10 protein-coding genes and 5 tRNA genes are annotated in these 14611 nt (G+C 75.4%); 6 read left to right on the forward strand and 9 right to left on the reverse strand.

Annotation, left to right across the window (positions count from 1 at the left end):
• Positions 1–69 precede the first annotated feature (69 nt).
• Together OIE12_RS06005 and OIE12_RS06010 are read right to left on the reverse strand one after the other, a co-directional pair.
• Complete coding sequence (locus OIE12_RS06005) at positions 70–891, reverse strand: aminotransferase class IV (protein ID WP_329132491.1); 822 nt, start codon at positions 889–891, stop codon at positions 70–72.
• Positions 888–1973 carry a chorismate-binding protein gene (locus OIE12_RS06010; RefSeq protein WP_329132493.1) on the reverse strand — a complete coding sequence of 362 codons (1086 nt, stop codon included), beginning with the start codon at positions 1971–1973 and terminating at the stop codon, positions 888–890. The genes OIE12_RS06005 and OIE12_RS06010 overlap by 4 nt, the downstream gene beginning before the upstream one ends.
• 154 nt (positions 1974–2127) lie before the next feature.
• On the opposite strand from OIE12_RS06010, the gene OIE12_RS06015 reads away from it, so the two are divergent.
• From OIE12_RS06015 to OIE12_RS06035, 5 genes are all read left to right on the forward strand, one after another.
• Positions 2128–2200: transfer RNA gene (locus OIE12_RS06015), tRNA-Gly, on the forward strand.
• A gap of 38 nt (positions 2201–2238) precedes the next feature.
• A tRNA-Cys gene (locus tag OIE12_RS06020) sits at positions 2239–2312 on the forward strand.
• Position 2313: 1 nt separating this feature from the next.
• Positions 2314–2385 (forward strand) — tRNA-Val (locus OIE12_RS06025).
• Positions 2386–2421: 36 nt separating this feature from the next.
• Positions 2422–2493: transfer RNA gene (locus OIE12_RS06030), tRNA-Val, on the forward strand.
• A gap of 50 nt (positions 2494–2543) precedes the next feature.
• Positions 2544–2615 (forward strand) — tRNA-Val (locus OIE12_RS06035).
• Between the two features lie 48 nt (positions 2616–2663).
• Here OIE12_RS06035 and OIE12_RS06040 read toward each other — a convergent pair.
• The 3 genes from OIE12_RS06040 to OIE12_RS06050 form a co-directional block, all read right to left on the reverse strand.
• Positions 2664–2942 (reverse strand): TFIIB-type zinc ribbon-containing protein, encoded by a 279-nt coding sequence (locus OIE12_RS06040; protein WP_329132495.1) that lies wholly within the window; start codon positions 2940–2942, stop codon positions 2664–2666.
• Positions 2943–3057: 115 nt separating this feature from the next.
• The gene (locus OIE12_RS06045; RefSeq protein ID WP_329132497.1) at positions 3058–3999 is read right to left on the reverse strand and encodes an aminoglycoside phosphotransferase family protein; all 942 of its coding nucleotides are present in this window, start codon (positions 3997–3999) and stop codon (positions 3058–3060) included.
• Between the two features lie 334 nt (positions 4000–4333).
• Complete coding sequence (locus OIE12_RS06050; protein ID WP_329132499.1) at positions 4334–4543, reverse strand: hypothetical protein; 210 nt, start codon at positions 4541–4543, stop codon at positions 4334–4336.
• A gap of 633 nt (positions 4544–5176) precedes the next feature.
• Between OIE12_RS06050 and OIE12_RS06055 the strand changes: the two genes are divergently transcribed.
• A complete protein-coding gene (locus OIE12_RS06055) occupies positions 5177–6667 on the forward strand; it encodes a serine/threonine protein kinase (protein ID WP_329132501.1) in 1491 nt (496 codons plus the stop codon).
• 19 nt (positions 6668–6686) lie between these two features.
• Here the strand turns inward: OIE12_RS06055 and OIE12_RS06060 are convergent, their stop codons facing one another.
• The 4 genes from OIE12_RS06060 to cbiE form a co-directional block, all read right to left on the reverse strand.
• Positions 6687–7505 carry a TrmH family RNA methyltransferase gene (locus tag OIE12_RS06060; protein ID WP_329132504.1) on the reverse strand — a complete coding sequence of 273 codons (819 nt, stop codon included), beginning with the start codon at positions 7503–7505 and terminating at the stop codon, positions 6687–6689.
• A 4-nt stretch (positions 7506–7509) separates the two neighbouring features.
• The gene (gene cobA / locus OIE12_RS06065; RefSeq protein WP_329132507.1) at positions 7510–8742 is read right to left on the reverse strand and encodes a uroporphyrinogen-III C-methyltransferase; all 1233 of its coding nucleotides are present in this window, start codon (positions 8740–8742) and stop codon (positions 7510–7512) included.
• Positions 8743–9001: 259 nt separating this feature from the next.
• Positions 9002–12919, reverse strand: a complete 3918-nt coding sequence (cobT, locus tag OIE12_RS06070; protein WP_329132509.1) for a nicotinate-nucleotide--dimethylbenzimidazole phosphoribosyltransferase — start codon at positions 12917–12919, stop codon at positions 9002–9004.
• 394 nt (positions 12920–13313) lie between these two features.
• On the reverse strand, positions 13314–14531 hold the full coding sequence (gene cbiE / locus OIE12_RS06075) for a precorrin-6y C5,15-methyltransferase (decarboxylating) subunit CbiE (protein ID WP_329132511.1): 1218 nt from the start codon (positions 14529–14531) through the stop codon (positions 13314–13316).
• Positions 14532–14611 lie beyond the last annotated feature (80 nt).

Here is a 14611-nt window from a genome sequence, read left to right on the forward strand (position 1 = left end):
GTCCTTTTCTACCTGGTCACCGGCCCCGGGTCAGCACGGTTTACCGGGCTTGGCGATCCCGCCGGGTGCTCACGGATCGAGGTCGTCCGCCGCCCGCTCCGCGAAGACGCGCATGGCCTTGGTGGTCACCGGCCCCGGGGCGCCGGGCAGTTCCCGGTCGTCGATCCGGTGCACGGCCTGGACGTCGCGCAGGGTCGAGGTGAGGAAGACCTCCTCCGCCCGGTCCAGCACGTCCAGCGGCAGCTCCGTCTCCTTGGCGCCCGTCCACTCGACGGTCAGCGCGCGCGTGATGCCCGCGAGGCAGCCGGAGGCGACGGGCGGGGTGTGGATCTCGCCGTCCAGGACGACGAAGACGTTGGAGCCGGTGCCCTCGCACAGCTGTCCGACCGTGTTGGCGAACAGCGCCTCGGAGGCGCCGTGTTCGCGGGCGCGGGCCAGGGCGACGACGTTCTCGGCGTACGACGTGGTCTTCAGGCCGGTCAGGGCGCCGCGTTCGTTGCGGGTCCAGGGAACGGTGATCACGGCGGTGGAGTCGGGCCGCCGGGTGGTCTCGCCCAGGGCGACGACCAGGGTGGTGCCCTGGTTCCCGCGGTCCGAACCGAGCGGGCCGTGGCCGCCGGTGTAGGTGAGCCGCAGCCGGCCGAGCGGCATGGGGTTGGCCTCCAGGACGGCGGCGCAGGCACGGCGGATCTCGTCGTGGTCGGGGTCCGGCAGGCCGAGCCCGCGGGCCGAGCGGGTCAGCCGGTCCAGGTGCCGGGTCAGGGCGAACGGCCGGCCGTCTTCCGCCTTCACCGTCTCGAAGATGCCGTCGCCGACGGTCAGTCCGTGGTCGAGGACGGAGACGCGGGCGGAGTCGATGTCCTGCAGCCCGCCGTCCAGCCAGATCTTCACGCGGTTCCTCCACGCTCGTCGTCGTACGTGCGCGACGCGTCGTCCGTACCCGACCCGTCGTAGTCGTGCGTGCCCGACGCTATCGCCAGCAGCCGGGACGCCTTGAGTTCGGTCTCGCGCCACTCCCGCTCCGGGTCCGAGCCCCAGGTGATGCCGGCGCCGGTGCCGAAGCGCAGGACCCCGGCCGCGCGGTCGGCCCAGAAGGTGCGGATCCCGACCGCCAGTTCGCCGGTCCCCCGGTCGGCGTCGACCCAGCCGATGCCGCCGCAGTAGGGGCCGCGGGGCGCGGTCTCCAGCGCGTCGATGATCCGCAGGGCGCTGGGCTTGGGGGCGCCGGTGACGGAGCCGGGCGGGAACGCGGCGGCGAGCAGCCCGGGCCAGCCGGTTCCCGCGCGCAGTTCGCCGCGGACCGTGGAGACCAGGTGCACCAGGCCCGGATGCTTCTCGACGGCGCACAGGTCGGGGACGGTCACACTGCCGGGGACACACACGCGTCCGAGATCGTTGCGGACGAGGTCCACGATCATCACGTTCTCGGCGTGGTCCTTGTCGAGGAGGTCGGCCTCGGTGCGCCCGGTGCCCTTGATGGGGCCGGACTCGACGACGTTCCCGGTGCGGCGCAGGAAGAGTTCGGGTGAGGCGGTGGCGATCTCCACGCCGTGCCCGGGCAGACGCATCGTTCCCGCGTACGGCGCGGGGTTGCCGGCGGCCAGCAGGGCGGTCAGCGCGTCGACGTCGGCGTCGGGCGCCAGCGGGGCGGACAGCACACGGCAGAGGTTGGCCTGGTAGACCTCGCCGGCCGCGATGTGGTCGCGGATCCGCCGTACGCCCGCGGTGTACGCGGCACGGTCGAGGGAGGACGTCCAGGCACCGGGGGCCGGGCCGCGCCAGGCGCCCGGCACGGGGGCGGGCACCGGAGCGGGCCGTACATCACGGAAGCGGGCGCAGACCGTACGGCCCTCGAAATCGGCGCACACGGCCCAGAAACCGGCGGAGTCGAGGGCGGCCGGATCGGCGGTGACGTCGAGGAGCCCGGTGGCGAGGAGGCCGCCGAAGCGGGCGAGAGGGGGCAGGTCCAGCACGGTGGCGAGTCTAGGCGGGCGCGCCGCGCGTGCTCCCGCCGTGCCCCTGAGCAGGTGCGGGGCAGCACGCTGCGCAAACGCGTTTTTGTGCTGGCCCCGGAATCCGCTAGAGTTCAACACGTCGCCGGGCCGCGCGAGCGGGCCGGAAGGACAGGCGGACGTAGCTCAGTTGGTAGAGCGCAACCTTGCCAAGGTTGAGGTCGCGAGTTCGAGCCTCGTCGTCCGCTCGAAGGAAGCGGGTAGCCCTTCGGGGTCGCCCGCTCCTGGTGGAGTGGCCGAGAGGCGAGGCAACGGCCTGCAAAGCCGTCTACACGGGTTCAAATCCCGTCTCCACCTCCAAGGACGATTAGCTCAGCGGGAGAGCGCTTCCCTGACACGGAAGAGGTCACTGGTTCAATCCCAGTATCGTCCACTGGATCCACCGGCACCTTCGGCCGGATCCGTACCCGCGCGATTAGCTCAGCGGGAGAGCGCTTCCCTGACACGGAAGAGGTCACTGGTTCAATCCCAGTATCGCGCACGCAGTATCTGTGATCACGGCTCGCGGAGTCCGTACGGTCACGGTCCCGAGGACGATTAGCTCAGCGGGAGAGCGCTTCCCTGACACGGAAGAGGTCACTGGTTCAATCCCAGTATCGTCCACACAGCCCGAAGCCCCCGGTCCCCGACCGGGGGCTTCGTCGTGCCCGCTCAGCTGGAGAACAGCATGTGGCCGAAGCTCTTGTGACGGTGGTGGTGGCCGCCGTAGTGACCGCCGCCGTGCGGCGCGCCCCAGGCGGGGGCGGCGGGGTAGGCCTGCGGCGCGGCCGGGGGCGGCGGGGCGGGCTGCGCCCACTGGGACTCCAGACGCGTCAGCGACTCCAGCTCGCCATAGTCCAGGAAGATCCCCCGGCAGCCGCTGCACTGCTCGATCTGGATGCCGTTGCGGTTGTACGTGTGCATCGGCGCATGGCACTTCGGACACTGCATGGTCGGCTCAACTCCTCGCCGGTCGGTGGTGCTTCGCCAGGTAGAGACACTGCCCGGCGGACGACGGTTGCAGCCTACGTGCCTTGATCCGGGAGGGGACCGGCCGGTACCGGCCCTATCGGACGGATCCGGCCGCGTCCTGCGGTTCCATGCGGGCGCAGGCGTCCACGACCGCCTGTTCGACCTCGTCCAGGGGGCGGTCCGCGGCGAGCGCCTTGACGACGGTGAGCGCGGCGGTCTGCACGGTCAGGGCGCGGGCGGCGACCTCCAGGGCGGGCCAGGGGTCGCCCTCGGCGGGAACGGCGGGGCCGCCGGCCCGTCGGTAGGCGGTGAGGAACCGGGTCCACTCGTCGGGGGGCAGCAGGCCGCAGGCGTACCAGGCGGCGGGGCGGGCGAGGTCCCAGGCGGGGACGCCGGTGCCGAGGTCGTCGACGTCTATCAGACGCCAGGCGCCGGTTCCGGTCTCCGCGGGGTGGCGGACGAGTTGGCCGAGGTGGAGGTCGCCGTGGCAGACGGTGGTGGACGGGGGCATGGGGGCCTCGGCGCGGGCCCAGGGCGGGAGGGTGGACCAGGCGCGTTCCACGGGGGTGCGGGCCGGGTGGGGGGCGGCGGCGCGCAGGCGGGTCATGGCGTGGGCGGCCTTGGCGGGGCCGCGCATGGGGGGCAGCGGGGTCGAGGTGGGGGCGGGGCTGTTGTGCAGGTGGGCGAGGAGGGTGGCGGCGGCTTCCCAGGGGGCGTCGTCGGGGGTTTCGGGGTCCACGGGGGTGCCGTAGGGCCAGAAGGTGACGAGGCGGTCGTGGAGCGTGACGGGGTCGGGGCGGAGGGGGGCGAGGAGGACGCGGGGGAGGGCGGTGGCGGTGGCGAGGCGGAGGGTGAGGGCGGTGGGGTCGGTGCCGGGGGCGTGGGCCTTGGCGACGGTGCCGGCGTGGCGGACGACGGTGGCGTCGGGGCGGTCGGTGAGGGGGTGGGGGGTGCAGGTGCAGGGGGCGTCGGGCTCGCGCGGCCGCGGGTGCGCTGCCGCGCGGGCGGCGGTGAGGAGGGCGGGGAGGACGGTCATGTGGGCCTCGGGGGTGCGGGGCGGGTGCGGGTGCGGGTGCGGGGTGAGCGTACGGGATTTGTCCGGGCCGGGGGTTTCTGCGGCGCCCGGAAGCCTTGGGTGCCGCTGCGCCCACCCGTGCCGCCCTTAGCGGCACGATTGCCCGCAGCTAGGTGCGGCACGATTGCCCGCAGTCAAGGCGGCGAGGTTGCCCGCAGCCAGGGGGAAAAGACAACGCCCGCGCAGCTCCCCAGCTGCGCGGGCGTTTTTTGCCGTCCGCCGCACCCCCGTCCCCACGGGGTTTCTCTGGCCGGATGTCCCCGCCCGGACCGCTCTTCCGGGCCTGGGGCGCCGCTCAGCGCCCCAGCATCACGCCCACGGACGACGCTTGTGTGGCCACTGTCTCCCAGCCGTCGAAGACGAGCAGGAGCAGGACCGCCAGGGGAAGGGCCATCGCCGTCGCCACCAGCGGGTGGCGGCGGCCCGTACGGCCGGTGCGGAACGTGGTGCCGTACACCTTGCGTCCTCGCGTGCGGACCACTGTCCGCGGTGCCGTGTGGGCCATGGTCCCTCTCCTGACCGAATGGGTTTGGCAGCGGCGGGTGTCTGACCTCGGGGGACGAGTGCTGCACCCGCCGCTTGACGACAAATCTAGGCGGGCGGCGCGTCCTGGACGTCATGCCCTCGTACCGATTGCCGGGCCTCCCGGAGGATGAGCGGCACCCCGGGGTGTACTCCCCTGGGTGGAGACGGGGGTACGGGTCTCAGGGTGTTCCCGGAAGGGGTGTCCGATATGTCCGGCTCGGGGCGGTGCCGTGGTCGTCCGGTCCGTCGTGAGGGGGACGCCGGGGTGCCGACGGGTGACATCCCTCACTTCGGGGCGGTGCGTGGGGGCTCGCCGTCCGTCCGCGGTCGCTTCCGGTGGTGTCCCGGCAGGCCGTTCCGCGCGGTCCGGGCCGTGCCCCACGGCCCCGTCCGGGCCGCTCGCGCGAGGGTCCGTCGCGTGCTCAAGGGACCGCTCCGTGCCGGGCGTTGGGATCATGAACGGTGCGCGGGCCCGCCGTCCGTGTCCGTGCTGACCGTCCTTCAAGTGTCGTACCCGGTACTGACAATCGACAGGAACGAGAGGGCGCGGCCTCTGCGCGCACCCGGCCCCCGATACGTAAGCTGTGCTCGTCAAACGGAGCGGGCAGCGGGGATGGACATGGCGATGATGCGCCTGAGGCGTGAGGACCCGCGTGTCGTCGGCTCGTTCAGGCTGCACCGGCGGCTCGGCGCGGGCGGCATGGGTGTGGTCTACCTGGGTTCCGACCGGCGCGGCCAGCGGGTCGCGCTGAAGGTGATCCGGCCCGACCTCGCGGAGGACCAGGAGTTCCGGTCGCGCTTCGCGCGCGAGGTCTCGGCGGCGCGGCGGATCCGGGGCGGCTGTACGGCACGACTGGTGGCGGCGGACCTGGAGGCGGACCGGCCGTGGTTCGCCACGCAGTACGTGCCGGGTCCCTCGCTGCACGACAAGGTGGCCGACGAGGGCGCGCTGCCGGCCGCCGACGTGGCCGCCGTGGGTGCCGCGCTGTCCGAGGGGCTGGTGGCGGTGCACGAGGCCGGGGTCGTCCACCGCGATCTGAAGCCCTCGAACATCCTGCTGTCCCCCAAGGGCCCCCGGATCATCGACTTCGGCATCGCGTGGGCCACGGGTGCCTCGACGCTCACGCACGTCGGCACGGCGGTCGGCTCGCCCGGCTTCCTCGCGCCCGAGCAGGTGCGCGGCGCCGCGGTCACGCCGGCCACGGACGTGTTCTCGCTCGGTGCCACGCTCGCCTACGCGGCGACCGGCGACTCGCCCTTCGGGCACGGCAGTTCCGAGGTGATGCTGTACCGCGTGGTGCACGAGGAGGCGCACTTGCGCGGGGTGCCGGACGCACTGGCCCCGCTGGTGCGGGCCTGTCTCGCCAAGGACCCGGAGGAGCGGCCGAGCACGCTGCAACTGTCGCTGCGGCTGAAGGAGATCGCCGCCCGGGAGGCGCAGGGTCTGACGGACGCCCGGCCGCCGGCCCAGCGCGGCTCCCCCGATCTGCCGGACCGTCCCTCGGGGCGGCTCGCGGAGCTGTACGCGGAGCAGCGCACCCAGCGGCGCCCGCAGGACGACTCGCCCGCCACTCCCCCGCCCCGGTCCGGCGGCTCGCGGGCCGCCGGTGACCCGCGGCCCACCGGCGGTTCTCGGCCGGGCGGCGACGTACGGCCGGGCGGTGGCGCCCGGCCCGCCGGGGGCGCGCGGCCGAACGGTGGTTCCCGGGCGAACGGCGGTTCCCGCTCCGGTCCGCGGCAGCAGCCGCCCGCGCAGCGGGGCAGCACCCGTTCGGGTTCCGGTTCCGGCGCGGGCCGCCGTCCCGCGTCCCGCAAGGGCGGTCGGCCCGCGCCGCGTACGAACGGCACCGGGCGGCGGCCCGCCAATCCCCGGTTGCTGCGTCAGCGGATCTTCGTGTTCGTCGTGGTGACGCTGCTCGTCGCGCTCGGCATCGCCGCGGCGCAGGGCTGCCAGGGCCCGGCCAACGGTCTGCGCGACGACGACCGGGGGCGGACGGACGTACGGCAGACGCAACCTCACCAGCAGTCGGACCACCCTTCGTACGAACGGTCGGACGACACCGGGACCGGGCAGGGCGACGGGGCCGGGGGCCGGGCCGCCTGAGTGCGGTGGACGGCCGGGCTCAGTCCCGCGGGCGGCCCGCCGTCACCGCGTAGAAGGCGACCGCGGCGGCGGCGCCCACGTTGAGCGAGTCGACGCCGTGGGACATGGGGATGCGGACCCGTTCGTCCGCGGCGGCCAGTGCCCGCCGGGACAGTCCGTCGCCCTCCGCGCCGAGCATCAGTGCGACCCGCTCCCGCCGGTGCGGGGCGGCTTCGTCGAGGCTCGTGGCCGCGGCGTCGGGGGTGAGGGCGAGCAGGTCGAACCCGGCCTCGCGCACCGCCGCCAGGCTGCCCGGCCACTGGTCGAGGCGGGCGTAGGGCACCGAGAAGACGGCGCCCATGGAGACCTTGACGCTGCGGCGGTAGAGCGGGTCGGCGCAGTCCGGGGAGAGCAGGACGGCGTCCATGCCGAGGGCGGCGGCCGAGCGGAAGATGGCGCCGATGTTGGTGTGGTCGTTGACCGCCTCCATCACCGCGACCCGGCGTGCGGTGCCCAGGAGTTCGCCCGCGGTGGGCAGGGGCTTGCGCCGCATGGAGGCGAGCGCGCCGCGGTGCACGTGGTAGCCGGTGACGCGTTCGGCGAGCTCGGGGCTCACCACGTAGACCGGGACGGTGAGCGTGTCGAGGACGTCGCGCATCGGCTCGACCCACTTGGCGGACAGCAGCATCGACCGCATCGCGTAACCGGCCTCGCCGGCCCGTCTGATGACCTTCTCGCCCTCGGCGATGAACAGGCCCTCGGCGGGTTCGCGCCGGCGGCGCAGTTCCACGTCGGTCAGGTCCGTGTAGTCGTGCAGGCGCGGGTCGTCGGGGTCCTCGACGTTCAGGATCTCTGCCACGGGTCTACTCGCCCCTCTCCGGGCCCACGTGCACGACGGGGCCGATCACGATGACCGCGGGCGGCTTGACGTCCTCGGTCCGTACCGTCTCGGCGACGGTGGCCAGCGTGGCGTCGACCCGGCGCTGGGCGGTCGTCGTGCCCTCCTGGATCAGGGCCACCGGGGTGTCGGGGGCCTTGCCGTGGGCGACGAGGGTCTCGGCGATGCGGCCGATCTTGTCGACGCCCATGAGAATGACGAGCGTGCCGGTGAGCCGGGCGAGGGCCGGCCAGTCGACCAGGGAGCGGCCGTCGTCGGGGGCGACATGGCCGCTGACGACGGTGAACTCGTGGGCGACGCCTCGGTGGGTGACGGGGACTCCGGCCGCGCCCGGCACCGAGATGGAGCTGGAGATGCCGGGGACGACGGTGCAGGCGATGCCCGCCTCGGCGAGCGCCCGCACCTCCTCCATGCCCCGGCCGAAGACGTAGGGGTCGCCGCCCTTGAGCCGGACGACCGACTTGCCCTGCTTCGCGTGCTCGATCAGCGCGTTGTTGATGGCCTCCTGGGCCATGTAACGGCCGTAGGGGATCTTCGCCGCGTCGATCACCTCGACGTGCGGCGGGAGTTCGGCGAGCAGGTCGCGGGGGCCGAGGCGGTCGGCGATGACGACGTCGGCCTCGGCGAGCAGGCGGCGGCCGCGCACGGTGATCAGGTCGGGGTCGCCGGGCCCGCCGCCGACCAGGGCGACGCCGGGGGTGCGGGTGCGGTGGTGCGGGGCGACGAGGGTGCCGTCGCGCAGCCCCTCGACGACCGCGTCGCGGACGGCGGCGGTGTGCCGGGGGTCGCGGCCGCGGGCGCTGGTGGTGAGCACGGCGACGGTGACGCCCTCGCTGTGTCCGGTGGCCGGGGTCCAGGCGGTGGCGGCGTCGGCGTCGTCCGCGCGCACGCACCACACGCGGTGGCGTTCGGCCTCGGCGGAGGCGGCGGTGTTGGCCGCGTGGTCGCCGGTGGCGATCAGCGCGTACCAGGCGTCGGCGAGGTCGCCGTCCTCGTAGGGGCGGCGGGTCCAGGTGATCTCGCCGGTGTCGGCCATCGCCTCGACGGAGGGGGTGGCGGAGGGCGAGATCAGGTGAATGTCGGCGCCGGCCGCGATCAGCGCGGGCAGGCGGCGCTGGGCGACCTGGCCACCGCCGAGGACGACGACACGGCGGCCGGCGAGACGCAGGCCCACGGGGTAGGCGGGGTGTTCGGCCATGGCGGTGCGGCTCCTCGTACGGCGGGGAGGGGAATGCCGGGCGCACGCATACGGGCGCCGGGCGCACGCTGCGACGTCGAAGCGGGCTGACGTGCGATTTTATGCGGCGAGCGGCGGGGCGGGTGGACCGGGTCGGAGTGCGGTACGTCTCGCCGCCCCGGCCGACCCGCCTCAGCCGCCCGACCGGGCCGACCCGGCCGGGCCCCACGGGCCGGACCGGGCCGGGTCTCCCGCGGCGGTCCGGGGAGCGCTGCGGTGGCTACTTCTCCGTCACGCCCGCGGAGTCGAACGTCGCGACCTCGTGCATCGCCCGGGCCGCGCTCTGGACCAACGGCAGGGCCAGGAGGGCGCCGGTGCCTTCGCCGAGGCGGAGGTCGAGGTCGACCAGCGGGCGCAGGCCCAGCTTGTTGAGGGCGGCGACGTGGCCCGGCTCGGCGCTGCGGTGGCCCGCGATGCACGCGGCGAGGACCTCGGGGGCGATCGCGCGGGCCACCAGGGCGGCGGCACCGGCGCTGACGCCGTCCAGGATCACCGGCGTCCGCAGCGAGGCGCCGCCGAGCAGCAGACCGACCATGGCCGCGTGCTCCAGGCCGCCGAACGCGGCGAGGACGCCGATCGGGTCGGCCGGGTCCGGCTGGTGCAGCTCGATGGCCCGCCGTACGACCTCGGTCTTGCGGGCCAGCATCTCGTCGTTGATGCCCGTGCCCCGGCCGGTGACCTCGGCCGGGTCCGCGCCGGTGAAGACGGAGATCAGGGCCGCCGACGCCGTGGTGTTGGCGATGCCCATCTCGCCGGTGAGCAGCGCCTTGTTGCCGGCCGCCACCAGGTCGCGGGCGGTCTCGATGCCGATCTCGATGGCCTGCTTGACCTCCTCGCGGGTGAGCGCGGGACCGGCCGTCATGTCGGCGGTGCCGGGGCGCACCTTGCGCGGCAGCAGCCCCGGGGTGGCCGGGAGGTCGGAGGCGACGCCCACGTCGATCACGCAGACCTCGGCGCCGACCTGCGTGGCGAAGGCGTTGCAGACCGCTCCCCCGCCGAGGAAGTTGGCCACCATCTGGCCGGTGACCTCCTGCGGCCAGTGGGTGACGCCCTGGGCGTGCACGCCGTGGTCGCCCGCGAAGATCGCCACCGCGGCGGGCTCCGGGATCGGCGGCGGGCACTTGCGGGACAGCCCGGAGAGCTGCGCGGAGATGATCTCCAGCATGCCGAGCGCGCCCGACGGCTTCGTCATCCGCTTCTGCCGCTCCCAGGCCTCGCCGAGCGCCTTGGCGTCCAGCGGGCGGATCCCGGCCATCGTCTCGGCGAGCAGGTCGTGCGGCTCCTCGCCGGGCAGGGCGCGGCGGCCGTACGTCTCCTCGTGCACCACCCAGGAGAGCGGGCGGCGCTTGGACCAGCCGGCCTGGAGCAGCTCGGGCTCGGGCGGGAACTCGTCGACGTAGCCGACGCACAGGTACGCCACGACCTCCAGATGCTCGGGCAGGCCGAGGGCGCGGACCATCTCGCGCTCGTCGAAGAAGCTGACCCAGCCGACGCCGAGCCCCTCGGCGCGGGCGGCGAGCCAGAGGTTCTCGACGGCGAGCGCGGAGGAGTACGGGGCCATCTGCGGCTGGGTGTGCCGGCCCAGGGTGTGCCGGCCGCCGCGCGTGGGGTCGGCGGTGACGACGATGTTGACCGGGGTGTCGAGGATGGCCTCGATCTTCAGTTCCTTGAACTGCTTGGCCCGGCCCTTGGGCAGCGACTTGGCGTAGGCGTCGCGCTGGCGCTCGGCCAGTTCGTGCATCGCGCGCCGGGTGTCGGCGGAGCGGATGACGACGAAGTCCCACGGCTGGGAGTGGCCCACGGAAGGGGCGGTGTGGGCCGCCTCCAGGACGCGGAGCAGCACCTCGTGCGGGATGGGGTCGGAGCGGAAGCCGTTGCGGATGTCGCGGCGCTCGCGCATCACGCGCAGCACGGCCTCGCGCTCGGCCTCGTCGTAGCCGGGGGCGGCGGGGCCGACGGGCTGCGGCGGCTCCGACACGGGCTGCTCCTGCGCGGCGGGGGCGGCGTGCGGGTCCTGCGGGTGCGGGGCGGCGACGGCGTCCGGGTGCGCGGGGGGCTGCTGGGCGTCGGCCGCGTCGCCCTCGCGGGGTGCCGGGACGGTGACGGGCGCCGCCGGGGCGCCGGCCGCCTGGGGGTCCCGCGGAGCTTCCGGGCCGGGTGCCTGCGGGACGTCCGGTCCGGGCGGTACGGGTACGGCGCCGGTGGCCGGGGGTTCGGGCGTGGTGTCCGCGACCGGAGCCGCGGACTCCTGCGCGGGGACCGGGTCGAGGTGCGGGCTGACGGGTGCGGGGTCGTCCGCCGGGACGAACTGGCCGAGCGGCTGACCGCCGACGTGGCCGACCGCCGGGGCCGGCGGCTCGGCCGCCTCGTCGGTGTGCGGGGCGAGCGGCCGGTCGTCACCGGGGACGCCGACGGGGGCCGCCGGGTCCGGGACGGCCGCCTCGGCGGGCGGCTCCACGGGGGCGACGGGCGCCGACCGGTCGACGGCGGCGAGCGGGGTGGCCTGCGCGGCCGGGTCGGGCGCGCCCATGGCGTCGGCCGGCTCCGCCGGGGCGGCGCCCGGCGTGCCGCCGGCGGGGGCGGGCTCGGCCGCCGGGGCCGGGTCCACCGCCTCGGGCCGCGGGGCGTCGGCCGTCGTGGCCTCGGAGGGGGCGGCCTCCGGGACGGCCGGGCTCACGTCCTCCACGACCGCCTCGGCCGACTGCTCGTCCACGGCTTCGGCGCCCTCGGGGGTGCCGGCCACGTCGCCGGGCCCGGCGAACCGCGCGGCCGGGTCCACCGGCGCGGGGACAGCGAGGGTGGTCTGCGGTACCTCGGGCGCGGCGACGGCGGGCATGCCCGGCTGCGTCTCGTGCGGCCGGCCGGCGACGTCCGAGACCGGCTCCGGGGCCACCGGAGCGGCGTCGGCCCCGTGTCCGTCCGGTACGACGGACGCGACGGCGACCGGCGGCTCGGCGGCCTCGGCACCCGGCACCGGCTGCGCGGCCTCGGGCGCACCCGGCGCCGCGACGGCCTCCTCGTACTGCTCGGCCGGTACGACGGGGTCCGCGCCCTGCGGCGGGACGGCGCCGTCGGCCACCGGGAGCGCGGTGCCGTCCGGAGGCGTCGTCCCCTGCGCCGTCGGAACGCCGGGAACCGGCGGGGCGGCGTCGGGAACCTGGGGGACCTGCGGGACCGCCGGGGTCTCCTGGACCGGAACCTCGGCGAGCGGAACCTCGGCGGCCGGAACCGAGGGCTCCGGCGTCTCGGGGGCGGGAACGGCAACAGGGCCCTGCGGCTCCTCGGCCGGACCACCCGGCACGGCCGCCGCACCCTCGGGCGCCCCGACCGGAACCTCGGGCGCCTCTCCGACGGGCTCCCCGACCGGCTGACCGACCGGCTGACCGACGGGCTGCCCGATCGGCTCTCCGCTCGGCTGACCGACGGGCTGCCCGGCCACCGCCTCCGCCGCCTGCGGCAGGCCGTCGTCGACGCCCGGCTGCGGGAACTGGCCGTTCACCGCGTACCCGGCCTCCGCCTCCGGGTTCTCCGGGACGGCCGCGTACCCGGCCGCTTCCGGCTCCGCCACCGCGGTGCCGAGGCCGGTCGCCGCGTCCTGCGGCGCGGCCGCTTCCGCGGGCACCGCGCCCGGGCCGGCCTGTGGGGCGGCGCCCCACGGGGCCGCGCCCTGCGGGGCGGCCTCCTGCTGCGGGGTGGTGTCGAGGTACTCGGGGCCGATCGTGGCCGGGCCCGTGGGCCGCATGGGCGCGTCGGCGGGGCCGCGGTCGGCGAGCGAGCGGACCGGGCTCGCGGAGGGGACGGGGGTCGGCGGGCCGAGGTGCAGCGGGCGGCGGGCCGGCGCGGGGTGCGCGGCGGGCGCCGACGGCGTACGCACGGCGCTCAGGTCGACGGCGCCGCTGTCCCGGCCGCCCGCCTCGTGCGCCCCCGGCTCGTGGTAGGCCGGGGCCGGGGCGGGCGGGGCCATCTCGTTGCCCCACGCGCCCTGCTGGCCGGGCATCAGCAGCTGGTCCTCGTCCTCAACGGCGGTGTCGGAGGGTTCGAGGTAGGTGTACGCGGCCGGCGCGGTGACGCCCGGCTGCTGCACCATGCCTGCGTTCTCCGGCAGTCCCTCGCCCGGGACCTGGCCGGTGTCGGTCATGCGTACCCCTCGCCCATCGGTTCGTGCTCCTCAACCCACTGGCCCGGAACGGCGCACCGACCGCCCCGTGTGAAGAACGAGCGTGCGCGCCCAGCGGCACGAACGACTCGCCATCAAGTCGACAAAGCCATGCACTGGCATTGTCTCGGTCGTCCTGCCGTTGCGACAGCGTGATCCGCGCGGGTCCGCTGTGGACTGCGCCACGTTGCGCGTCCTCCGGTCCTGCCGTACCACACACTCCTCAAAAGAGGTGTGCTTTCCGGACATTGGCTGATGAAGGGCCTGATCACCCGGATGCGGTACAACGGTCGGCCAGCCTACCGCGCCGGTACGACAACCGGATCACGGGGCGCGTTCGACCGGTCGCACCCTCCGCGTGCGCTCCCGTGGCCGCTCAGCGGGTGTTTTCGCGCCGGACGAGCTCTCCGGAAAGGAGGAAGGCGACGCTCCGTTCCTTCTCCGTCCAGGCCCGGGTGTCGAGTTCGACGGACTGCAGCAGCGCGCACTCCACGTCGTACCCGTGTTCGGTGAGATCGCGGCCGATGAGTTCGGCGGCGTCCCGGGTGGCGGCGTGGGTGACGATGCGCTGCGGACGGCGGTCGGCGACGGCCGAGACGACCGCCGCTCCTCCGCCGCCGACCCGGACGACGTCGGGTTCGGGCAGGTTCTCCAGGACGTGCGGGGCGGTGCCGAGCACGATCTGCGGCTGGACGCCGAGGCGGCGGGCGGCGGCCTCGGTGCGGGCGCAGGCGCCGGGGTCCTCGTCGACGGCGAGGACGGCGGCGCCGGAGCGGGCGGCCTCGACGGCGAAGGCGCCGCTGCCGCAGCCGATGTCCCAGACGAGGTCGCCCACGCGGGGGCCGAGCCGGGCTAGTTGGGCGGCGCGCAGCGGTTCGGTCTCGCCCTCGCCGAGGGTGCCCTCGTAGGCCTCCGCGGGCAGGGTCCAGCCGCGCGGTCCGGCGGCCGGGGCGCGGCCGGCCAGCCAGCCGCCGTCCTCGGCGGCGGCGACGGGCCCGCCGATGACGATGACGACGTTGGGGTCGCGCCAGGTGTGGTCGGCGGCCTTGTCGGAGGTGACGACGGTGACCTGTTCGCGGGTGGTGCCCAGTTCCTCGCAGATGACGAAGGTGCGGTGCACGCCCTCCAGGAGCAGGCCGAGTTCGGCGGGTCCGGCGCCGGGCGAGGTGAGGACCGCCACCTTGGTGTGGGCGCGGCACACGTTGACCGCGCGGCGCAGGGTGCGCCGGTGGGCGACGACCACCTGGGCGTCGTCCCAGGGCATCCCGGCGCGGGCGAAGGCGGCGGCCACAGCGGAGACGGCGGGGACGACCTCGACCTCGAGGCCGAACTCGGGGGCGCGCAGGGTGCGTACGACGCCGAAGAAGCCGGGGTCGCCGTCGGCGAGGACGACGGCGGTACCGCGGTGTCCCGCGATGCGCCGGGCGGCGAGCGCGATGCTGCCGAGGCGGATCCGTTCGGCCGCGGCGGGCACTTCGGGGAGCGCGAGGTGGTGGGCGGCACCGGCGACGAGCGTGGCGGCGCCGAGGGCGGAGCGCGCCGCGTCGGTCAGCGGCGAGCCGTCCCAGCCGATCACCGTGACCCGGTCGGCCATCGTCGTGATTCTCCAGGGTGTTTACGCAGGTGGGGGGCGGACCCACGGGCGGGACGCCGTCGGGGCCGCGCGGGACCATG

Origin of the sequence: Streptomyces sp. NBC_00670, from assembly GCF_036226765.1 — a bacterium.
GTDB lineage: Bacteria > Actinomycetota > Actinomycetes > Streptomycetales > Streptomycetaceae > Streptomyces.

Coding starts and splice junctions, on each gene's coding strand:
- OIE12_RS06045 (WP_329132497.1), bottom strand. CDS start 3,999: ATGACCGTCCTCCCCGCCCTCCTCACCGCCGCCCGCGCGGCAGCGCAC.
- OIE12_RS06055 (WP_329132501.1), top strand. CDS start 5,177: ATGGACATGGCGATGATGCGCCTGAGGCGTGAGGACCCGCGTGTCGTC.
- cobT (WP_329132509.1), bottom strand. CDS start 12,919: ATGACCGACACCGGCCAGGTCCCGGGCGAGGGACTGCCGGAGAACGCA.
- cbiE (WP_329132511.1), bottom strand. CDS start 14,531: ATGGCCGACCGGGTCACGGTGATCGGCTGGGACGGCTCGCCGCTGACC.
- OIE12_RS06050 (WP_329132499.1), bottom strand. CDS start 4,543: ATGGCCCACACGGCACCGCGGACAGTGGTCCGCACGCGAGGACGCAAG.
- cobA (WP_329132507.1), bottom strand. CDS start 8,742: ATGGCCGAACACCCCGCCTACCCCGTGGGCCTGCGTCTCGCCGGCCGC.
- OIE12_RS06040 (WP_329132495.1), bottom strand. CDS start 2,942: ATGCAGTGTCCGAAGTGCCATGCGCCGATGCACACGTACAACCGCAAC.